The 20,867-nt window shown below is 40.7% G+C and carries 22 protein-coding genes, 1 tRNA gene and 1 pseudogene; 12 read left to right on the top strand and 12 right to left on the bottom strand.

Features of this window, described 5'->3' with window-relative positions:
* On the bottom strand, positions 1–206 hold a 206-nt coding region (locus ACEW80_RS09370), incomplete at its 3' end, for a hypothetical protein (RefSeq protein WP_373526318.1).
* A gap of 70 nt (positions 207–276) precedes the next feature.
* Here ACEW80_RS09370 and pstB point away from each other — a divergent pair.
* The 6 genes from pstB (at position 277) to ACEW80_RS09340 (ending at position 5,968) form a co-directional block, all read left to right on the top strand.
* Positions 277–1,056 carry a phosphate ABC transporter ATP-binding protein PstB gene (pstB, locus tag ACEW80_RS09365; protein ID WP_373526317.1) on the top strand — a complete coding sequence of 260 codons (780 nt, stop codon included), beginning with the start codon at positions 277–279 and terminating at the stop codon, positions 1,054–1,056.
* 378 nt (positions 1,057–1,434) lie between these two features.
* Positions 1,435–2,214: a phosphate ABC transporter ATP-binding protein gene (locus ACEW80_RS09360; protein ID WP_373526316.1), complete on the top strand. Its 780-nt coding sequence runs from the start codon at positions 1,435–1,437 to the stop codon at positions 2,212–2,214.
* A 185-nt stretch (positions 2,215–2,399) separates the two neighbouring features.
* Positions 2,400–3,263, top strand: coding sequence for an NYN domain-containing protein (locus ACEW80_RS09355; RefSeq protein WP_373526315.1), 864 nt, complete (start codon positions 2,400–2,402; stop codon positions 3,261–3,263).
* Positions 3,264–3,773: 510 nt separating this feature from the next.
* Positions 3,774–4,478 carry an SDR family oxidoreductase gene (locus ACEW80_RS09350; RefSeq protein ID WP_373526314.1) on the top strand — a complete coding sequence of 235 codons (705 nt, stop codon included), beginning with the start codon at positions 3,774–3,776 and terminating at the stop codon, positions 4,476–4,478.
* A 106-nt stretch (positions 4,479–4,584) separates the two neighbouring features.
* Complete coding sequence (hppD, locus tag ACEW80_RS09345; protein ID WP_373526313.1) at positions 4,585–5,640, top strand: 4-hydroxyphenylpyruvate dioxygenase; 1,056 nt, start codon at positions 4,585–4,587, stop codon at positions 5,638–5,640.
* A 13-nt stretch (positions 5,641–5,653) separates the two neighbouring features.
* A complete protein-coding gene (locus tag ACEW80_RS09340; RefSeq protein ID WP_373526319.1) occupies positions 5,654–5,968 on the top strand; it encodes a type II toxin-antitoxin system YhaV family toxin in 315 nt (104 codons plus the stop codon).
* Between the two features lie 170 nt (positions 5,969–6,138).
* Here ACEW80_RS09340 and hemL read toward each other — a convergent pair whose 3' ends face one another.
* A complete protein-coding gene (gene hemL / locus ACEW80_RS09335; RefSeq protein ID WP_373526312.1) occupies positions 6,139–7,437 on the bottom strand; it encodes a glutamate-1-semialdehyde 2,1-aminomutase in 1,299 nt (432 codons plus the stop codon).
* A gap of 110 nt (positions 7,438–7,547) precedes the next feature.
* Here hemL and ACEW80_RS09330 point away from each other — a divergent pair, with 110 nt between their 5' ends.
* Positions 7,548–7,736 carry a ChaB family protein gene (locus ACEW80_RS09330; RefSeq protein WP_373526311.1) on the top strand — a complete coding sequence of 63 codons (189 nt, stop codon included), beginning with the start codon at positions 7,548–7,550 and terminating at the stop codon, positions 7,734–7,736.
* 289 nt (positions 7,737–8,025) lie between these two features.
* Positions 8,026–8,676 (top strand): bifunctional phosphoribosyl-AMP cyclohydrolase/phosphoribosyl-ATP diphosphatase HisIE, encoded by a 651-nt coding sequence (hisIE, locus tag ACEW80_RS09325; RefSeq protein WP_373526310.1) that lies wholly within the window; start codon positions 8,026–8,028, stop codon positions 8,674–8,676.
* 103 nt (positions 8,677–8,779) lie between these two features.
* On the opposite strand, the gene ACEW80_RS09320 is transcribed toward hisIE, so the two are convergent.
* Both ACEW80_RS09320 and ACEW80_RS09315 read right to left on the bottom strand, forming a co-directional pair.
* A complete protein-coding gene (locus tag ACEW80_RS09320) occupies positions 8,780–9,259 on the bottom strand; it encodes an MFS transporter (RefSeq protein ID WP_373526309.1) in 480 nt (159 codons plus the stop codon).
* A gap of 149 nt (positions 9,260–9,408) precedes the next feature.
* Positions 9,409–9,732, bottom strand: a complete 324-nt coding sequence (locus ACEW80_RS09315) for a hypothetical protein (RefSeq protein ID WP_373526308.1) — start codon at positions 9,730–9,732, stop codon at positions 9,409–9,411.
* Here ACEW80_RS09315 and ACEW80_RS09310 point away from each other — a divergent pair.
* A pseudogene (locus tag ACEW80_RS09310) lies at positions 9,731–9,922 on the top strand (DUF2811 domain-containing protein); the annotation flags it as partial. The gene ACEW80_RS09315 and the pseudogene ACEW80_RS09310 sit on opposite strands and share 2 nt — an antisense overlap.
* Before the next feature lie 647 nt (positions 9,923–10,569).
* On the opposite strand, the gene ACEW80_RS09305 reads toward ACEW80_RS09310, so the two are convergent.
* On the bottom strand, positions 10,570–11,283 hold the full coding sequence (locus ACEW80_RS09305; RefSeq protein WP_373526307.1) for a response regulator transcription factor: 714 nt from the start codon (positions 11,281–11,283) through the stop codon (positions 10,570–10,572).
* 650 nt (positions 11,284–11,933) lie between these two features.
* Here ACEW80_RS09305 and ACEW80_RS09300 point away from each other — a divergent pair.
* Positions 11,934–12,560, top strand: a complete 627-nt coding sequence (locus ACEW80_RS09300) for a CPP1-like family protein (RefSeq protein WP_373526306.1) — start codon at positions 11,934–11,936, stop codon at positions 12,558–12,560.
* A gap of 57 nt (positions 12,561–12,617) precedes the next feature.
* Here ACEW80_RS09300 and ACEW80_RS09295 read toward each other — a convergent pair whose 3' ends face one another.
* The gene (locus tag ACEW80_RS09295; RefSeq protein WP_373526305.1) at positions 12,618–13,310 is read right to left on the bottom strand and encodes an HAD family hydrolase; all 693 of its coding nucleotides are present in this window, start codon (positions 13,308–13,310) and stop codon (positions 12,618–12,620) included.
* Between the two features lie 163 nt (positions 13,311–13,473).
* Here ACEW80_RS09295 and ACEW80_RS09290 point away from each other — a divergent pair, with 163 nt between their 5' ends.
* A complete protein-coding gene (locus tag ACEW80_RS09290; protein WP_373526304.1) occupies positions 13,474–14,214 on the top strand; it encodes a hypothetical protein in 741 nt (246 codons plus the stop codon).
* 137 nt (positions 14,215–14,351) lie between these two features.
* On the opposite strand, the gene ACEW80_RS09285 is transcribed toward ACEW80_RS09290, so the two are convergent.
* The 6 genes from ACEW80_RS09285 to ACEW80_RS09260 all read right to left on the bottom strand — a co-directional run bounded on the left by ACEW80_RS09285 (position 14,352) and on the right by ACEW80_RS09260 (position 19,628).
* On the bottom strand, positions 14,352–14,855 hold the full coding sequence (locus ACEW80_RS09285; RefSeq protein ID WP_373526303.1) for a 2TM domain-containing protein: 504 nt from the start codon (positions 14,853–14,855) through the stop codon (positions 14,352–14,354).
* 911 nt (positions 14,856–15,766) lie between these two features.
* Positions 15,767–15,843: transfer RNA gene (locus tag ACEW80_RS09280), tRNA-Met, on the bottom strand.
* A gap of 46 nt (positions 15,844–15,889) precedes the next feature.
* Complete coding sequence (locus tag ACEW80_RS09275; RefSeq protein ID WP_373526302.1) at positions 15,890–16,843, bottom strand: asparaginase; 954 nt, start codon at positions 16,841–16,843, stop codon at positions 15,890–15,892.
* Positions 16,844–16,923: 80 nt separating this feature from the next.
* Positions 16,924–17,424 (bottom strand): CGLD27 family protein, encoded by a 501-nt coding sequence (locus ACEW80_RS09270; protein WP_373526301.1) that lies wholly within the window; start codon positions 17,422–17,424, stop codon positions 16,924–16,926.
* On the bottom strand, positions 17,421–17,879 hold the full coding sequence (rsfS, locus tag ACEW80_RS09265; RefSeq protein WP_373526300.1) for a ribosome silencing factor: 459 nt from the start codon (positions 17,877–17,879) through the stop codon (positions 17,421–17,423). Before rsfS ends, ACEW80_RS09270 begins: the two co-directional genes overlap by 4 nt.
* A gap of 468 nt (positions 17,880–18,347) precedes the next feature.
* Positions 18,348–19,628, bottom strand: a complete 1,281-nt coding sequence (locus tag ACEW80_RS09260) for a WcaI family glycosyltransferase (protein ID WP_373526299.1) — start codon at positions 19,626–19,628, stop codon at positions 18,348–18,350.
* A 276-nt stretch (positions 19,629–19,904) separates the two neighbouring features.
* On the opposite strand from ACEW80_RS09260, the gene ACEW80_RS09255 reads away from it, so the two are divergent.
* A partial coding sequence (locus ACEW80_RS09255; RefSeq protein WP_373526298.1) for a DNA cytosine methyltransferase occupies positions 19,905–20,867 on the top strand: 963 nt, incomplete at its 3' end.

The following is a 20,867-nucleotide window of genomic DNA, read 5'->3' as shown; positions in this document are numbered from 1 at the left end:
AGGAACGAAACCCAACATTTTGCGGCGTTTGTTGGGTTTCGCAAAGCTTCAACCCAACCTACAATATTCTTAACCGAACCGTATTGACTCCACTCCTGTTCGCGCAGCGTCCCGTAGGGAAGGGATGAAGTAATAACCAGAAGAATATTTGACAATGGGCAAGTTTTTAACCCAATATTCATTAAGCAGTCGGACTCCAAATTCATGCTGAATTCTGACTCCTGACTTCTGAATTCTTCTTCATAAATTTTTGTTTTTTTCGCACCTGTGGCAACTATGAATAACCTAATTCCAGCTATCCAAGTTAAAAATATCAGCTTTTATTATGGCACAACAAAGGCGATTGAAAAGGTGTCAATGGATATTTATAAGAACCATGTAACCGCAATTATTGGCCCTAGTGGTTGTGGTAAATCTACTTTTATCAAAATTCTTAATCGCATTGGCGAATTAGAAGGGCCTGTAAAAGTTGAAGGAGAAGTAGAATTTTTTGGTCAGAATATTTATGCTCCTCGTGTCAATTTAAATCGGTTACGCCGTCAAATTGGTATGGTATTCCAAAAACCGAATCCTTTTCCGATTAGTATTTACGAAAATGTTGCCTACGGTATGAGAATAGCAGGTAGGTATTCAAAAGTAGAATTAGATGAGATTGTCGAATCTGCACTCAAAAGCGCTGCTCTTTGGAATGAAGTCAAAGATAAGCTGGATAAATCAGCTTTAGGGCTTTCTGGTGGTCAACAACAAAGATTATGTATTGCCCGCGCTCTAGCAGTCAAGCCAAAAGTTATGCTGATGGATGAGCCTTGCTCGGCTCTTGACCCCATCGCTACCATGAAAGTTGAAGAACTGCTCCATAGTTTACAGTCTGAGTTGACAATTGCGATCGTTACCCACAATATGCAGCAAGCTGCTCGTGTCTCTGATTTTACAGCTTTCTTCAGCACAGATGAAAGTCGAATTGGTCAAATGGTTGAATTCGGCGCTACAGAGCAAATCTTTAACAACCCACTAGACGCCCGTACCCGCGACTACATTTCAGGGCGTTTCGGTTAAGGTATATTTTAACGTGACTTAATGATCTTTATGAAACCATCTGATGCCAGAGGGTACTCATAAAGTGCTGTTTTAAAAATTATTAATTCATATAGCTATTTTTAAGTCGAACTACGCCAAATCCTTTTTAACAGTAAAGGAGGGTACATATGTCAAGGTGCGAAAGGTGGATACAAGTAGGTATAAAAATTTTGTAAAAGATAAGTTTTTTCCGATATAACTTAATACGAACATATACTAACGGTGTATCTGCTGCCTAGCTACTATGTAGCTAAGTAATTTCCATGAATATCTCTTTTTCATAGTAACATAGTGAAGCAGTACTCCTGATTTGTACTGTTTTACTTAGTTAAGCTTTGTTTTATACGTCTTGGGAATATGAGTAAACTAATTCCAGCCATCAGAGTGAAAAACTTCAGCTTCTATTACGACACTCAAAAGATAGTTGAAGGCGTCTCAATGGATATTTACCAAAACCAAGTCACGGCAATTATTGGTTCTAGTGGTTGTGGCAAGTCTACTTTTATCAAATCGTTAAATCGCATGAGTGAACTAGAAGGAGAAGCGAGGGTTGAAGGAAGAGTAGAATTTTTTGGACAGAATATTTATGAGCGTCGTGTGAACTTAAATAGACTACGCCGCCAAATTAGTATGGTTTTTCCTAAGCCAAATCTTTTTCCCATGAGCGTTTACGATAACGTTGCCTATGGGGTGAAATTAATTGGATGGCATCCAAAAGTAGAATTAGATGGGATTGTTGAATCTGCCATCAAAGCTGCCGAACTTTGGGATGAAGTGAAAAATAAGCTGCATAAATCTGCTTTAGAGCTTTCTGGTGGTCAACAACAAAGATTATGTATTGCCCGGGCTTTAGCAGTCAAACCGAACGTTCTTTTGATGGATGAACCTTGTTCAGGTCTTGATCCTATCGGGAGCATGAAAATTGAGCATCTGATCCATAATTTGCGCTCTGAGTTGACAATTGTGTTTGTTACTCATAATAGGCAGCAAGTTACGCGCCTGTCTGATTTTACGGCTTTTTTTGACAGTAATGAAAATCACATTACTCAAATGGTTGAATTTGGTACTACAACTAAAATATTTACTAACCCCGTGGATTCTCGCACCCGTGACTACGTTTTCGCGCGTGTCAGCTGAAGTGTTTCTGAATTCTAGCTATTCAGAGCGCTACTACATAATACAAGCGGAAATTAGGGGTTAAATTTAATTTCCGCTTGCTTTGAGTTTTTCTTGTGTTGGGCAATGCAAACTGATGTTAACAGTATCTTTTTAGACTGTATACTTAAGAATAAGCGTCTGCTCTAGACCACCTGAATCACAAAATGAAATGTCCTCTGTGCGAATCTACTTCATATTATAAAAATGGTTGTCACAATGACCAGCAGAATTACCTGTGCAAAAATTGTGGCAAACAATTCCTTGAGCTTGCATTACCTCGTTCCCTGAAAACTGACTTGCTTGCTAACAGCAATGAGCATACTAAAGTATCTATGACTGATGCGGCGGAACTTTTTTTAGTAAAAAACCTGCCAGAAGAAAAAATTACAGAGAAAAGTCTTAGCTCTTTTAGTCTTATATTAGCTGAAAAACTACTGCAAACTATATTATCGCCTGATTGGCTAAAATCTGATACGTTCAGCCAAGTGAGCCAAAAATTTCAACAAAAAACTGAAAGTAAACATCAATTAGAAATAGGAATCTCACTTTTACTTTTGGATGCAGAAAACTTAAAATTAGATATTAATTCAGAATTATTTTTAGCTAGTGTATGTGAATATCCTCTCCAAGTAAAAATGGCATTTGCTAACTGGAAAAATCCCAGTATTGGGAAGCAAGATATTGAACTATATAACCGTGGCTATCAACTTGTCCATGTGCCTGAAGGTAAAAATAGTGCTGATGCAAAAATGATTGCATTCGGTGCTTGTATCTTACGCTCTTATCCAACAGTTAAAGAAATATTAGTCTGTTCTAGCGATGGAATTTTAATTCACCTATGTAACGAACTTCAAAATCAGGGATTAATTGTCTATTGGGTACGTAGACAAGGGCAAAGCTTGAATATAGAAAATCGGAATACTGGCAAATTAACTCATTATTCCTTATCAGTGGCAACAGAAGTTACATCCTTGGAACAAGTAAAAGTGGTTGATACAATTCAAGATTTAATTAAAAGTGAACAGTAATCAATCAATGTCCGATTAAACAGGTTAGTAGATGTTGCGACATTATTTCAAGAAAAATGTGATATTAATATTCAACATAATTCAAATCAACCAGAAAATGAGAAAGTCATCCCTGTCTTAGATAACTCTTTTACAGAATCTATTCAAGAAGCGAAAAAAGAAGATTTTACGGAAAATTCTCATGAAAAAGCATTAGATGAATTACTATTAAAAATTATTCAAGATATACAAACCAAGTCCCCTAAAACTAAATTATCTGTGTCCCAATTAGGTACAGAGATACGGAAAATCACCGGGGAATCACCTAATTCAATTATTCAAGAATTAAAATTAGGTTCTAGTTTTCTTAAATATCTAAAATCGTCTCCCACATTTACATTAAAGCCAAATGGGAAGGAATACGAGGTAACAGCATTACTCTGCGAGTAAATACTTTCTGGATGTCTATGTATAACCTGAGCCTGTAATTCAGTATTATCTAAAAAGATGTAAATAAATATAAATAATACGATGCAGGATAAAGTCGTTGTTATTGTTGGTGCTACTGGTGGTATTGGTTCAGCCTTAATACATAAACTTGCGCCTACTGGAGTCCGGTTGGTACTGGCTGCCAGAGATACGGTTCGTTTAACAACACTGGCAACTGATTTACCAGGGCAAGTTTTGACCGTTCCCACAGATATTACTGACCCCCAACAAGTAGATACTTTGATTAAAAAGACAGTTGCTGAGTTTGGTCAAATCGATATTTTGGTAAATGCAGCTGGTGCTGGTATACTCAAGCCTTACAACAGCCTGGAACCCGCTGATTTAGACAAGATGCTAGATGTCAACTTAAAAGGCAGCTTTTACACCACTCAGGCGGCTGCTGAAGAGATGCAAAAGCGAAAGTCCGGTCATATCTGTAATGTGGTAGGAATTCTGGGCAAGCATTCGATGGCGATGGCAGCGGCTTATTCTGCTTCTAAGTTTGGTATTGTCGGTTTCAGCAAGTGCATGGCAGAGGAACTCAAGCGTTTTGGTATCAAGTTCACGCTATTCTACTTTGGTGGGGTAGATTCTCCTTTCTGGGATAATGTCAACCTAAAAGTAGACCGGAAAAAAATGCTCAGTCCTGAAACTGCTGCCAATGCGATTTTCTTCGCTCTTTCTGCCGAACCGCAAGCTGTGCCAATGGAAATTAACATTCAACCTGATAGTCATTTGTTCTTTTAAAGTCGGAGTACGTCTACATAATTCTTGCTTAGGAAAGACGTGGAAATCTAGCAAAAAAGGCAAAATTTACAGATATATAAACTGTTATGCTTGATTTTCAGTATCTATGAAAATTGATCACGTTCATTTCTATGTAGAAGATGCCAAAGTATGGCGGGATTGGTTTGTACACCATCTTGGTTTTCAAGTAGTAGCCGATCGCATCAGTTCGTTTCATACTTGTACAGAAGTGGTAAAAAGTGGTGATGTTTGCTTTTTTCTGTCTTCACCACTGTTGCCTACAAGTCCAGTAGCCGAGTTTCTGCTTCAATATCCCCCTGGTGTGACAGATGTTGCTTTTGCTGTCGAAGATGTAGAAGCAGTGATCGCACTAGCTCAAATGCATGGTGCTACGATCTTACAACCCATTCAGGAACGCCAAGTAGGTAAGGCATTCCTCAAGTGTGGCAAAATTGCCGCCTGGGGTGGGCTGACTCATACTTTGATCGAAAAGTCATTTGTAACTAACACAGGACAAATGACAACGGACAACACTTTTTCCGCCATAGATCATATAGTGCTGAACGTGGCAGTTGGTGAATTAGAGCGTGCCGTCGCTTGGTATGAAAAAATCCTAGATTTTCAACCCCAGCAGGTATTTAAAATTAAAACCGATCGCTCTGCTTTACACAGCCAGGTAATGGTTTCGCGTAACGGTAGCGTCCAATTGCCAATTAATGAACCAGCTTCTAGTAATTCCCAAATTCAAGAATTTTTAGATGTCAATCGGGGTTCAGGGATTCAACATATTGCCTTGCGGACGACTAATCTTGTGAGTGCGATCGCTAAATTTCGTACCAGTGGTTTATCCTTACTCTCAGTTCCCCAAAGTTACTACTCGCAACTAAAACAGCGTCCAGGATTGTCTTTATCACCCCTAGAACTGGAAGCGATCGCTCAACAGGAAATTTTAGTGGACTGGCAAGAATATACTCCCGTAGCGACACAACAAACCGCACCCCTACTACTGCAAATTTTCACCCAGCCCATTTTTAAACAGCCGACATTTTTCTTTGAGTTTATTGAGCGTCGTTTCCAAGCTAAAGGTTTTGGCGAAGGCAACTTTCGCGCCTTATTTGAAGCCATTGAAAGCGAACAAATCAAACGCGGTACCCTGCAATGAGGCCTGAGTACTTATTAAGGAGCTTGTTTATAATCATATTTCTAGAGACCCTACAGCAAAAGAGTTCAGACAGAGGAAAAAGCTAGGGGCAGATAGAAAGCATTGGTTTCGAGCAAAATTTTCTCAACGGTTCCGTTTATTTTTTCATTACAGTAGTACTGATAAAATAATTATTTACAGCTTGGGTAAACGACGAAAAAACGCTAAGAAAAGAAGGATCGAAAAGAGAAATAAACCTTTTGTACCATTTAACAACATTGGCTATATTTTTATTTCCTGTCATAGCAATGTAACTACAATGTCTAGTTGTATTATTTCGGTGGACTGAAGTTGATTTTGATTAGAACTTATGCAAAAACCCTCTCAAACTCTCATTCCTTCTTGAGGTGTGCGTAAGTCGGGTTAGGCAAGATGCCCAACCCAAGCAAGGGGCTCTAGTGTTGTCTGCCTCCACAAGACTTCGCTGGATACTTTTTTATTTGGACGTCTTTTAGTAGCTTACAGGCTCGACATTACATCCCGTGCAACCGTTAAAGTCTGCTTAATATCTTCTTCAGTGTGAGCCAAAGATGTAAACCCAGCTTCAAATTGAGAAGGTGCTAAGTAAACACCGCGCTCTAACATACCGCGATGGAAGCGTCCGAATTTAGCTGTATCAGACTTTTTCGCATCTTCGTAGTTATGAACTAGGCCAGAGGCAAAGAATAAGCCAAACATCGCGCTGATTTGACCACCGCAAGCCGCGTGACCAGTTTCTTTGGCTACTTGCAACAAACCATCTGCTAACTTCTTAGTAATCCGGTCAAGATACTCATAACTACCAGGCTTTTGCAGCAATTCCAAAGTCTTAATGCCAGCAGTCATCGCCAAAGGATTACCAGAAAGAGTCCCAGCTTGATATACGGGGCCGGCGGGAGCAACCATTGACATAATATCTCGACGACCACCATAGGCTCCTACTGGCAAACCACCACCAATCACCTTACCCAAGGTCGTTAAATCGGGAGTAACGCCAAATTTTTCTTGAGCGCCACCGTAAGCAATACGGAAGCCTGTCATCACTTCGTCAAATACCAACAACGCTCCATGCTCGTGAGTCAGTTCCCGTAACCCTTCTAGAAACCCAGCATCAGGTGCAATAAACCCAGCATTGCCGACAACTGGCTCAAGAATAACACCAGCAATCTCGTCACGGTTTTCTTCAAACAAGGCTTTGACGGCTTCCAAGTCATTGAAAGGCGCGGTTAGAGTGGTGGTAGTTGCCGATTTAGGTACTCCCGGTGAGTCTGGCAAACCAAGTGTGGCAACACCAGAACCCGCCTTCACTAGAAACGCATCGGCGTGTCCGTGGTAGCAGCCTTCAAACTTGATGATTTTGTCTCGGTTAGTGAAAGCCCGCATCAGCCGCAAAACTCCCATACAGGCTTCAGTTCCAGAGTTGACAAATCTGACCATTTCGATGCTAGGAACGGCATCAATGACCATTTCTGCCAAAACATTTTCTAGTACTGACGGTGCACCGAAACTGGTGCCTTTTTCTAAAGCTTCATGCAACGCGGCAATTACTTCTGGATGAGCATGACCGCAAATAGCAGGCCCCCAGGTGCCTACATAGTCAATGTATTGGTTGCCATCTACATCCCAAATATATGCGCCTTTAACACGATCAAAAACGATGGGTTGTCCGCCCACAGATTTAAAGGCACGAACTGGAGAACTGACTCCTCCTGGCATCAGGTTTTGAGCAGCGGCAAAGACTTCTTGTGATTTTGTTGTTTTAATTGTGGTATTTACCAAGGTTCTCTCCTAACAGCGGACAATAAAAAGCTCTATCTTAGGATAGGGTTAAAAACTGCTTAAAATTCCTATCCTATAGAATTATCTGAACCAAATAAATAACAAATATTATGTTATACAAGTCCAATAAAGACTTGCCTTTAGATATTCAAACTCGATTATCTGAAGCATCCCAGGATCTTTACCGAGCAGCTTTTAACTCGGCAATCCATTGGTATGGTGAAGCCTCAAAAGCTCACAAAGTTGCGTTGAGTGCTGTAAAGATGCAGTCTGCTATGGAACGAAATGCTTTTGTTTAGCTAAAACATTTGTTGCCCCACACCATAACTGTACTCAGCTTGGTATCGAGCAACGAACAAAATATTGTATAATTTTGAACAGAGCGGAGGGGCATCCCGTTCTTAAAGCTCATCGCCTTCTAAGCAATGGCCGGATTGGGTGAGAAGCCTACAATGCAACGGTACTTCGTTCAGTGTAGGAGATGTCACAGCTAGATAAGATAGTTCAATTGAAAAAATATGCCAGATGCTCTATTTAGAATGGTATCGTAAATCCATGAATTATTCTCATTAGAGCAAATTATCTGGTATGTCTTTTAACGATTTGCGCTTACTAAATTACGCCATCCCTGTTAAGGAAATTCGCTACGATGAACGGGGTCTAGTACCTGCAATTATCCAAGATTATTTGGATGGTACTGTGCTGATGATGGCGTGGATGAATCAGGAGTCGTTACAAAAAACTTTGGAAACAGAAGAAACTTGGTTTTGGAGCCGTTCCCGGCAAGAATTGTGGCACAAAGGGGCGACTTCGGGACATCTTCAGAAAGTGCAGAGTATTCGTTATGACTGTGATAGTGATGCGTTGCTTATAGGTGTAGAGCAATTAGGAGATGTTGCCTGCCATACTGGAGAACGCAGTTGCTTTCACCAGATAGAAGGGAAAATTGTCCCGCCACCAGGGGATACATTATCGCAATTGTTTCAAATAATATGCGATCGCCGCGATCATCCGATTGAAAGTTCTTATACCTGTAAGTTATTCGCAGGTGGTGATAACAAAATTTTGAAAAAGATCGGTGAGGAAACCGCCGAGGTGGTGATGGCCTTTAAGGATGATGAAGCAGATGCGATCGCTGGTGAAGTGGCTGATTTGCTATATCATACTTTGGTTGCCTTAGCTCACCATCAAGTTGATTTGAAATCGGTGTATCGCAAGTTGCAAGAACGTCGCCAATAGAGCAAAAAATAAGTCATTTTACCGTGGGGATTATGTTACTCAACCAAAATTCGATTGAGGTACTGTAAAATCGCCACGACGAACACCACACTCAAAGAAAAGCCTATAATCGGGCGATACCTTCGGTGAGCTTCGCTAACGCAAAAGTTTCGCGGCGATTATCAATCTGGCTGGCATCAGCAACAACAGCCTCAGCAGCCGGCCAATAAAAACCTATCCCTAAACCGCTAATCAAGCTACCAATTACCAAAATAGTAAAATTATTGGTGGCAGCTAAAACTAGAGAACCAATTGCTGAAATCGCCGTAGCTAGCAACAAAGTGCGGCGTCGTCCCCATTCTCCAGAATCAGCCAAAGAACCACCCACAATCCGCCCGACAATGCCGGAAATAGAGCCACTACCCAACGCTACCCCGACACTGGTTGCAGATAAACCAACTTGATTGACAAAAAAGATCGGGGCGTAAAACAGGGTAAAGCCGGTGCCAATTTCCGAGAGAAATCTACCAATTGCGAAAATCCAGACCTGGGGATGTATCGAAGGCAGCCACGATAATAACTGAGATTGTCTAAATGTCATCATTTCGCTACATTTTTGTAATTCTTATCATTGGCTGCAATTTTCCTCACTCATTCCACAGGGTTTCCACAGGGATTTTAGCAGTTTTCCACAGGTGTTTTACGAGCTAATAGGCTTCTTGCCGTCTGACTGGGGATTGTTAATTAATCGGGTTAAAGAACTTGAAGTACTGAGTTTTTATGAAGTAAAGTAACGAAAACGCAGTTTAAAGGCTGATTATTCCGTTCGTATTTATTTTTTATACAATCGTTTTTAACATTTCGCAGCATTGACAAACCTACCCCCAGTTGGCGCACAATGATTCGGCTTGCTCTAATAGTCGGTTCAACCGTTGGCATCAAATTTGTAATATATATTACCACCAGATGTAGACGGCGATTGTCGGACTGGCGAAAGAGCGTATGAAGTAGCCTGATTGCCGCTTCATTACAAGCAACTTGTCCCTCTTGATTATCCTCATAGGAGGAAAATCTCATGAAAGCAACGGTTAACATCTTTACTGAAATTCCTGAAACACTCCACGAATCCTTAAAAAACTACTTAGAAACCCATCCCGATTGGGATGAAAACAGAGTATTAACGGCGGCGCTATCATTGTTTTTACTCCAAAATGGAGATAGCGATCGCCGTGCTGCCAGAGTTTATCTGGAAACTTTGTTCTACCACTCCTCAGTAAAAATGCCCTGCATTGATTCACCAGCAACAGCTAATCTACTAGACACCCCATAAGTACTGGTATAAAGGGCGTTATTCTGGCTTATGCCCTAATATGGGTACGAGAAATCGTACCCTATCAACAGGATTTTGACCCAATGGCGATCAACTATCTGGGGGCAATATTACAACAAAAAAGATCAGTAGATTCTGATCCTTAATAAGGTTCCAATAGTTTCTCATGTTGCCAAAACTATTTGATAATAGCGCCAGATTTAGAATTGAAACAAGACCTAAGTATATTAATAGCTGACCGTTAGTTACTTGCTATCTAACGGTTTTCTTTTGTTCGTAGGGTTGCACAGCAGTCCCTTGGTGTCAGCTTAACTCAAAGCCTAGTCTGATAGGAAGTCCACCCTAAGCACCTTGGATCTACCAAAACGGTCAGATGCAAAGAAATATTTTCCAGTGGACCCTCTCACCTGTCCACTGTCTCAAACGGATAAATGTCTCAAATAAATGACTGGTCTGTATTTGAGCAATATCTACCTATTTTGATTATCTAAATTTGTCTTTTACTAAAGCCAGAGAAATTCACTAATTGCTCCCATAAGAGTCAACAGTCAAGAGTTAAGAAACTCAAGACTATAAACTCAAGACTAGGCTTCCAACTGCTGGGAGTGAGCAGCAGATTCAAACTTGTATCCTACGCCACGTACAGTTTGGATTAATGCTGGCTGACTAAGATCAATTTCAATCTTTTTACGAATTTGACCAATATGTACATCTACAACCCGCTGGTCGCCGACATATTCATAGTCCCACACCTCTTGGATTAGCTCCGCACGCCGCCAAACTCGACCTGGATGACTGGCTAAAAAATGCAACAAGTCAAATTCCAGAGCAGTTAAGAGTACTGGTTGGTTATTAAGTGCCACCTCCCGTCGCACTGGATCAATCATAAGTTTTTCAAATACCAAGCGTTTCTGCTCGGCGGTAGTTATGACTCGCTGACGCCTTAAAATAGCACCAACTCTGACTTCAAGCTCTCCCAGCCCAAAAGGCTTGGTAAGATAGTCGTCAGCACCTTTAGAAAAGCCGCGAATTTTGTCAGCTTCGTCAGCACGGCTAGTCAACATCAGAACAAAAACACCATTACGACTTTGCATCTCTTGGCAGAGGTTAAACCCAGTTACATCTGGTAAATTCACATCTAGAATCACCAAATCAGGGTTAAATTGCTCAAATAGAGCTAAGGCTGTTTTTCCATCTTCGGCAGCCTCCACCTGATAGTTCTGCTTCATTAAAAAGCGTTGGATTAAATTCCGAACCGCAGGGTCGTCGTCAACTACAAGAATCTTGGCGGGAGCCATGACCATTACTTTGCACAAAAATTCGTAAGATTAATCAGAGGGTTAGGTAGAAACGCAGTTGCCACTTTGCAACTAACTAAGAATCTACATGGCTAAGGCATGAGAATCCTGATCATTCAAAAAGAAATGCTCTAATCAGGATTGTGGGCGATGAGAACACGAAACTTCTGTTAGCCACAGTATACGCTCTGACTTTAGCCGCAACAGTTCTTGACACCGAGACACCTTCTTTTTTCCTAGTTAAGTGGTAACTCAAAACGTTTCAATTTTAAATCGATATGCGGATATATACCACAAGCGATTATTCAGTATAATTAAAAAATTCTGTTAAGGCACACTAAGTTGCCAAATCTGAAACAGTAAAGTTAATTTTTTCATAAAAACTATACTATGTGTTTTAGGTACTCTCGGTTCAAGTTCTAGATTAGAGCCAGAACTGGGCAACGACATGAGGGTATACACGGAGTTGTGGTGATATGTTAAAGTTGACTATAGTTGAAATTACAAAGTCAATTAAACTAACCCGTGCTACTATCCTGGTAGGGCATAAAAATAGGTCGAGACTTTAGTTTCGATCAAAGAAAAACCTAAAACTGTTTTTTATTTTGACAAAAGACTGCCGCTGACTAAGGCTGAAGTAACAAACTCCCATGAGCGATCAAAATCCCTACAAAAAACTTGGGGTATCAGAAGAAGCTAGCTTCGATGAAATTCAAGATGCTCGTAATCGCCTATTTGAGCAGCATAGTGGCGATATTAAGCATCTAGAAGTAATCGAAGCAGCTTACGATGCGATTTTAATGGATCGCTTGCGGATGCGCCAGGAAGGTAAAATTAAAGTCCCTGAACGTATCCGGTTTCCAGAGTTGCGAGTGCAATCGCCTTCTAAAGAAAGTCCAACCCCTCGTGAGCAGTCGCCCGCATGGCTGCAACGGATGTTAGATCAGCCAACGCCTGCGGATATACTCTTACCAGGAGCTTGGTATCTGGGTTTGAGTGCTATTAGTGTGTTTTACCCAGAGGGAGGCGATCAAGTTTTGCAGTTAGCATTGGTGGTTGGGATAAGTACCAGTATTTACTTTCTCAATCGCAAAGAAGGCAAATTTGGCCGAGCAGTTTTATTTACCCTGGTCATTCTAATAATTAGCTTAGTTGTGGGGGGACTAGTTGCTAGCTGGTTGCTATCACAAATACCATTCACCAATCTGACATCGAATCAGTTCTCCACGGTGCTGACATTTATATTGTTGTGGTTGGTTAGTAGCTTTCTGCGCTAAATTGATACTTGTAAAGAAGACATGATTGATTGAACTTGTTGAAGTTGTAAAGCCTCTCTAGACAATGCGTTTAGCCTGTAGGATTAAATCTACAGCAGCGCTGAAATCCTTAACAATTAAGTCAGGGTGGTAAAGTTCCAATTGGGTGCGATCGCGGATGCCAGATTCTACAGCAATTACCTTAATACCATAATTTTTAGCGGCGGTGATGTCGGCTTCGGTGTCTCCCACCATCCAGATATCACCAGCAGGGGGTAGTTCTTCTAAAGCCCTTGCCATTAATAAAGGTTTATCTTCAATATCACGAGTTTTAACGTAGTCGTTAGTCAGGCAATAACAACGATTTTCCGGGAAAAATCTCCCTAAATCATATTTTTTAAAGGCATAATCTAGTTCTCGAACTCGGCGCATCGTCATAACTGCCAAATCAATTCCAGCTTTTTGAATTTTTAGCAGTGCATCCACAGCACCAGGTGCGAGAGTGTCATAGTTGAAATAAGGCTCTGTATGGGCTGTTTGTCGCCGCAATTGGACAAATTCTTGGGCTTGGGCTTCGTCTAACCCGGAATTTAAGGCAATTTGTTTTTCAGGAACGCGCGATCGCTTTAACTGCCAAAATTCTGCTTTCGGAAGTTCTTGCACCAATTGGTTTGTCCGACGGGTTTTCTCCAAGCAGAATTGATAAACACGATAGTATCGTTCTGAAACATCAATAATTGGACCGTCGAAGTCAGTAATAAGTCTTAGCATTGGCGGAGAATGTTAATTTTTATTAAAATTATCTCAGATATATGGCTATTTTTATATGAACAATCTTGCAGAATCAGGCAGAAGGAAAAAACATAAGCGATCGCTTTTTAACAGATAAATATTCATAAGAAATCAACTTGAACCTTCAGGAAGGAGACAAAACATGAAGCCTACATTCCGTCACATTTTAAAACTAAAGAAAGAGTACAACCACCTGCCATTTTTTGAGTTTTTACGGGACGAGACTTTATCAGCTCGTCAGCGCCTAGAATTTTACCCCTGCATGGCTCCTTTTATCATGAGTTTTGGTGATTTAAATCGTTATGTTATGCGCCAAGAGCCAACCTCAGATATTTATCAGGCTATGGTGAACGAACACTCTTATGAGGACGATCATCACTGGCCATGGTATTTGGAAGACTTTAGCAAATTGGGCTTTGATCGCGAACAAATCTCGCCTACTGAGTATTTACAATTTTTCTATAGCGATCGCACCGCAGTCAATCGCTTGTTGTCAGACAAGCTGGCTCATTTGATTTATAGCTCATCCAGTATCGTGCGTCTAGCTATTATCGAAGCCATTGAAGAAACGGGCAACGTATTGTTTGAACTGATTGGAAAACTGGCAGAACAAATTGAAGAGGAAACGGGTATTAAATTGCGCTATTGTGGGGAATTCCATTTTAGTAAAGAATCTGGTCATGCTATGACTTGCGACCATGCCATCATTACAAAGATAGAAATGGACGACCAAACACGTACCGAGGCTATTGAAAAAGTTAATTTAGTGTTTGCTTGGTTTACAGAATGGACAGAAGAACTACTAGCCTATGCCAAGCAAAATCTCAATCATTCCTATGAGCCGCTGATGCATCATTTCAAAAGGGAGATAACGTTAGTTTAGCTGAAATGTCCACAGTACACTCAGTAGCAGCAAAGTTATTTATCCTTCGTGGCGGCAAATATTACCCAGACTATACTGAGGGGTTTTTCTTTGATTAGCGATGTTTACGACGAGCTTTGCTTATGCCAGCATATCTACTAAGTCTGCAACGCTTTAAACCATCTGTTTAAAACTGTACTGATGGTTTTCTTAATTTGATGCTTACGACTCCATTTCTGGAACGCCATTTCGTACTCTTCGCCTTTGGTTTGAAAAGTATTCCACACATCAAACCCTACTGGCAATCCGCAGAATAGTAAAATGTACATCGACCAAGAAATTCCGCCACCATTGATTAAATCGACCAGGATTAAAAAACCATTAAAAATTGTATATTTGGTTAGACGCTTCTGAAATCTTCTCTTGCGGTAGGCATCAAAATCCTTTCTGTGTTGGACTTGGCCTTGTTGTACTTCCCAATCGCGTTCGGCTAGTTTTAAAGACTCAGGTGAAATCTCTAACTCAGCAGCAATTTCTAATATATGCTCATAAGAAAATTCTGTGTCTTTGTCATCAGCTTGACGAGCGATCGCTAAGTGTAAAATTTGTTGTACATCTTCTTGGCTATAAGAGCGGATGCTTTGAGGTTCAAACGCCGTCATAATTCTTTCTCTTATATTACTTTTAGTAGAAATTTGCTGCTTGATAAATTTTAAGCAGCTACGCTAGTACTATTTCGATTATTTCTACATTAGCAAATCTATTGAACTTACGCACAAGAGATCCCAATCTCCGATTTTTGGTAGCGTACTAGGATTGATACAAGAAGTAAGATTGTGGGCAGGGCTATTTCATTCTAGGCATAAACCGCCCAAAACTAAAGTTTCAGGCTAATAGCTAAAGTCCGTTAAAACGGACTATAACCTTTTTTCAGTCGTCTTTAGACGAATGAGTGCTATTAGACTCAGAATTCATTCTGAGGCGGGCTAGATGAGAATGAAATAGCCCTGGATTGTGGGCAAACTAACTTTAGCCAGAAAATTTACTCTTTGCTCACATCTTAAACTTAGCCCTGGCGGCCTTTAATCAGGGTTAGCACGTCTCAAATCTTATAGACAGGTGGTTTTGTAGCAGAGTATTGAGTTTGGGAAAGCCGCGGCCAATACAGAAACTATGTACTGAGCATTCATAGCCGCTCGTCGTGACTTTTGGCGAATACTGCGGCGGAAAGATGATTCTGGCTCTAAGGCATTGAGGACAATGGGACGTAGCAAAGCAAAATTCTGTGGGCTGTGCAGAGAAAGAATCCGACATCATCCTCATCAAAGGTGACGTCCAATGAACAGAGTTTTCAATTCCTCAATGCTGTCGAATTGCACTATTAATCTTCGACGCATCACTAACGAGACTAGTGATGCAAAATTGCACTTCTTAGATAGTCTGATTCCAATACTGATCTAGTAAATACTTGTTTTTTTGTAAGTATTTACTGTTCCAGTTAAGAATCTTTAAATGCTAGCTAAAACAAAATCCTATAACCTTGTTAGATTATAGGATTTTATTATCTTTTATTTGGTGGCGGGAAGTGGATTTGAACCACTGACCTTCGGGTTATGAGCCCGACGAGCTACCAGGCTGCTCTATCCCGCGTCGTTCTTGACTTCTTGAGTATAACCTAAAGTCAAGAGTTTGGCAACTACAAAAATGATAATTCCCCAATTACTTCTAAACGCTTGTATTTTCCCAAGGTCACAAATTTTTCTGAGAGACTTTCTGCGGCGCTGGGACTAATCCAACCCATTTGCTGGAGTAAGTGAATAGCAACGGCGTGTTTTGCTCGTTTTGCCCCATCCATGACTTTAATTGCCAATCCCATGCCTTCACCGAGTCTACCAATACACTGCACTCCTTCAGCACCAGCTTTACTGACCAGTTCCCCTGGAGTTAAGCGCATTAGTTCCGTATCAAATTCTCCATCTCCTGCTACCATAGCGGGATGATGAGTCATAGCACGGACAATGCGTTCCATATCCAAATTGGTACTAGAGGCTAGCAGGGCATACAAAGACGCCATTTGACTAAGTTGCATTAGATAAGTTGGTACGCCACAGTCATCATGAGCGCTGATAAATTCCTCAGATGGCATTCGCAACAATTCTGCTACTTTGCCCAAAATCAACTGCTGTATTGGGTGCTTGCGTTCCAAGTAGTTATTCAAAGGCCAATGGCGTTGCTGACAAACGGCTAACATCCCTGCGTGTTTACCAGAGCAATTGTATTCCAGAGGACTGTGTTTACCTTCAGGAATTGGACATTGGAGTGTAATCGGGTCAATATCTGCCCGCCAAAGGATGTTAAATACCTGTCGGACTTGCTCTATTGTTCCTTTGTGGGAACTCGTGATAATTGCTAAGTCCCGATCGCTCAGGTCATAGCGTTCCAGTGTGCCTGTGGTTGTGACTGCGAGTGCCTGAAATGGTTTGAGCGCTGAACGGACAAATGCAGCAGTTTCCGAGTTTCCGGCAACAGTTAAAACCCGTCCTCTTTGGTCGCATACAACAGCATGGACTATATGCCTGGATTCAATAAGACCTTCTCGCAGCAACCGGACTTCCAGTGCTGTGGCTTGAGTTCGTTTTCCCATTGTCATGGGTTAATATTTATTACCTTTTTTTAGTTATTAGCCTTTAGTCATTAGTTATCAGTCTTTAGCTAATGACTAATGACTTTTTAAAACAAATGCCAAACTATAGTACCAGTAACGAACATTCCCGCCAAGCTAGCAAAGGTAAATTGTAACCGCTGCAAAATAGGTTTGATTTCGTAGGCGACAATCAAGCGATCGCGGTTGAGAACTTCCTGTGGTTTTGTCCAAGTTTGACCGTCGTACCAGCCTGACTCTTCATAAAATACTGTGGGACTACAAAGGCGATCGCACACGTAGAACCAGCCCAAGTACAATCTTATCAGTACCAGCACTACCCCGACACTCGCTCCTGCTGCACCACAGAGGATAAAATGTGCAATATACTTGTGAGGGGGAAAACTTGCCGCCGCCACAGGACCTGCTATTAGCCAAGATAAACCCCAAATCCAAACAAATTTCGTGATATACTCGCGCCAATCTAAAGTGCTATCACGAAACAGCCAGGAAGTTTTTAACTCTTCATACTCATTGAGCGGTTGTTGGTCTGTAGGAACTGGGCAATTTGAAATCGAAGACCTAATCATGTTGGCTTACCCTCACCCTCATCAGATTCTGGAAGGGAAATACGCTCTGCATGAATCCAGAACGCTTCTAAATTATAAAACTCCCGTTCCGTGGGCATCATAATATGAACGATCACATCACCGTAGTCTTGTAGTACCCAACTCCCCTCGGCTTTTCCTTCTGTCCTTAAGGGACGCCGTTGCAACTCACTTTCGACTTTTCCTTCAATTGTTTGAGCGATCGCCCTTACCTGTACCCTAGAATAGCCAGTCATCATTACAAAGTAATCGGCCAGATAAGATACCTCTGCTACTTTGAGCAATAAAATCTCACCTGCTTTGCGATCTGATGCTGCTTCAGCAATAGTTACGGCTAATTTTCCGCTTGCCTCTTCAGTTTGGGCAAAGCCTCTTACCGCAGTCTTCATCAGTGGAACAGACTGTAATGGGAAATTTCCTTGGAAATAATCAGTCATTAAACCTCAGGTGCTTTCTTTCTTTTGAAACAATTGTTTACATTTACTTATAAACGACAAACAATTGCTCTGAAAATGTATGAATAGGTTTTTTTGAATACTAACAAAAAAACAGGTGTCTATGGGCGTTAGTTTGATAATTGACTGTTTAGATTTCGACATCAGCAATAATTAGTTACAGATGGCTATTGTGCAGCGATAAAACAACCAATAGCTTTCCAGCAAGAATTTCCGGCGAAAATAATCGCAGATTCATCAAAAAGCCTAATATGTAATGTAAAATTCACAGTTAACGCTATATCTAAGTAGTTGTGCAAAATTAAATATACATTTATCATTGCCGCACTGAAAATCCAGGTAAGTAATCGGACAGCAGCAATTACACAATGTCATTGCTCCACGAACGCTCGCAATGACTGTAAATATTTTTGTACGCTTACTTATGCAATCTAACTCTACTGACAGAGACTAAACTTCTTGTTTCGTAACTATTTTATTAGATGTATACTGAATTGCTCGACGATCTGCCGTCAATGAGTAACACAACGACTCATACTGATTTAAAGCTTGCTCAAAAGCATAGTGTTCAACTGCATATTGGCGACTTTTATAACCCAGAGTTTTGACTTTTTCGGGGTTTTGGTACAAATCTAAAATTGCCATTGCCAAAGCTTGGGGATCTTCTGGAGGAACGATAACTCCGCCGCCACTTTGTCTGATGGCTGTTGCTGCTGTACCATTGTCGGGGACAGAGGCAACTAAAGCTCTTCCACTGGCAAGTAGCACTTGAATTTTTGACGGCATATTGAAGGATACAACATTTTTCTTCTGCACCACCAAACCAACATCCGCAGCTGACAACATTTGTGATAAGTATTTACGAGGTTGAAACGGCAGTAGCAAAACATTATCTGCGCCGCAGTCTAGACATTCCTGTTGCAATCGCTGTAAACCTTTTGCCTCTCCAACGAGCGCAAAAACAATATCTGGGATATGGCGCAACACAGAAGCAGCTTTAACGACGCTTTCTAAACCCTGAGTTAGGGCAATGTTACCAGAATAAAGGACTACAAATTTGCCATTCAGATTATGTGCTACCCGGAAAGGGTTATTTTCTTTAGGTAAAGGCTGGATAAAGTTTACATCAACCCAGTTAGGAATTTGCACAATTTTGTCAGCTTTTACGCCCTTAGCTCGTAAATTCTCCACAAACCCATCGGCGATGACGCTAATTTTACTGGCAGTGTGGTAAGCAAACTTTTCCAATAATGTAAATAACTGGATAAGCAATTTATTTTTCAGTAGACCGACATGGACGGCTGCTTCTGGTAAAATATCTTGTAGATTTAAAATTACAGGGCAAGCACGTAACCATCCTAAAAGAGCAACTGGTACACAGCTTGGTAAAGATGGCGAAGTTGAGATAATAACATCTGGACGCCAACCGATGAGCGCTGGCACAAAACTAGTGAAAACGAAACTAGCATCTAGCAACACCCGATCTAATAGGTTGGGTTGTGGGCGAATCCAGACGTAACTGCGTTGAATTTGAACGCCATTTTTGGATTCGTTGACATACCACTTGCCCCGATATTCCTGGTAAATTTGACGCTCAGGGTAGTTGGGCATAGCAGTGACTACGCGTACTTGGTGCCCACGTTTTACAAGTCCCTCTGCTAACTCAGTCATCAGTGGGGCAATACCAATTGGCTCTGGATGGTAGTTGTAGGAGTAAATTAAAATTCGCATAAAAATTTAGCCCGAAAGTATGCTGATTTTTTATTTAATGACAAATATTTGTCTTAAACATGGTTTAGAGTTTGAAAACTCCTATACCTAATTGTCGCTTTAGACTCTTTTTCTGTCAGATATTTTTGTTAAAGATTGAGTAAACTTTATTATTAAGTACTTAAGGAACTTTAATTGTTTTTACTGTTTTTCAAGTGTTCCTTTATGATTATTGTGTAAGTATAAACTCTTAGGCGGATCAGATTGATAGAACTATTTCACAATATTAGTTATTGAATGAGCGATCGCCCTTGTATTTTCTCCTTTTTTGCTGGTTCAGGTTTCCTAGATTTAGGTTTTGAAACCAGCGGTTTTAATATTGTTTACGTCAATGAAATTTTTTCACCATTCATGGCAGCATACCGCTATTCACGGCAGGTTCTCAATCTACCGTTGCCAGAATACGGATATCATCATGGGGAAGCAGGAGACATAACCAAGCTTACCCAAGGATTACAAGCACAACGCCTTCAAGAATTAGTCAAAGACTGCCGCAAATCTCATAATATTGTGGGCTTCATTGGCGGGCCTCCCTGTCCTGATTTTTCTATTGGCGGGAAAAATAGAGGACGTTTAGGAGATAATGGCAAGCTTTCCGCTTCTTACGTTGAATTAATTTGCCGCAATCTTCCAGATTTATTTTTATTTGAGAATGTTAAGGGTTTATGGAAAACGGCAAAGCACCGTTTATTTTTTGAATCGCTTAAACAACAATTACAGCAAGCAGGCTATATATTAACAGAGCGGTTAATTAATTCTATTGAATACGGTGTACCCCAGGATAGAGAAAGAATTATTCTCATTGGTTTCCGAAATAATTTTATTAAAGATATAGGAATAAAACTCGGTAGTGAAAAGTTACTACCTGAGAGATATTTTCCTTGGGGAAATTATATTTTATATCCTCAAAAAAAGGTTTTTGCTTACCCTTGGCTTAAGTGTGAAGCATTTCAAGAAAATTCTATAATGCCTTGTCCTGATGGCATACTTCAAGAACTCACTGTAGAATACTGGTTTAGAAAAAATAATGTGCTGAAGCATCCCAATGCTGAACACTGTTTTCAACCAAGGGCAGGGATCACAAGATTTGCTGCTATTGATGAAGGAGATGATTCTAAAAAGTCTTTTAAGCGTCTGCACAGATGGCGTTACTCTCCGACAGCTTGCTATGGAAATAATGAAGTACATTTGCATCCCTAT

It is taken from the genome of Nostoc sp. (genome assembly GCF_041747015.1).
Classification (GTDB): Bacteria; Cyanobacteriota; Cyanobacteriia; order Cyanobacteriales; family Nostocaceae; genus Nostoc.
This window is presented reverse-complemented; position numbering and strand designations above follow the sequence as displayed.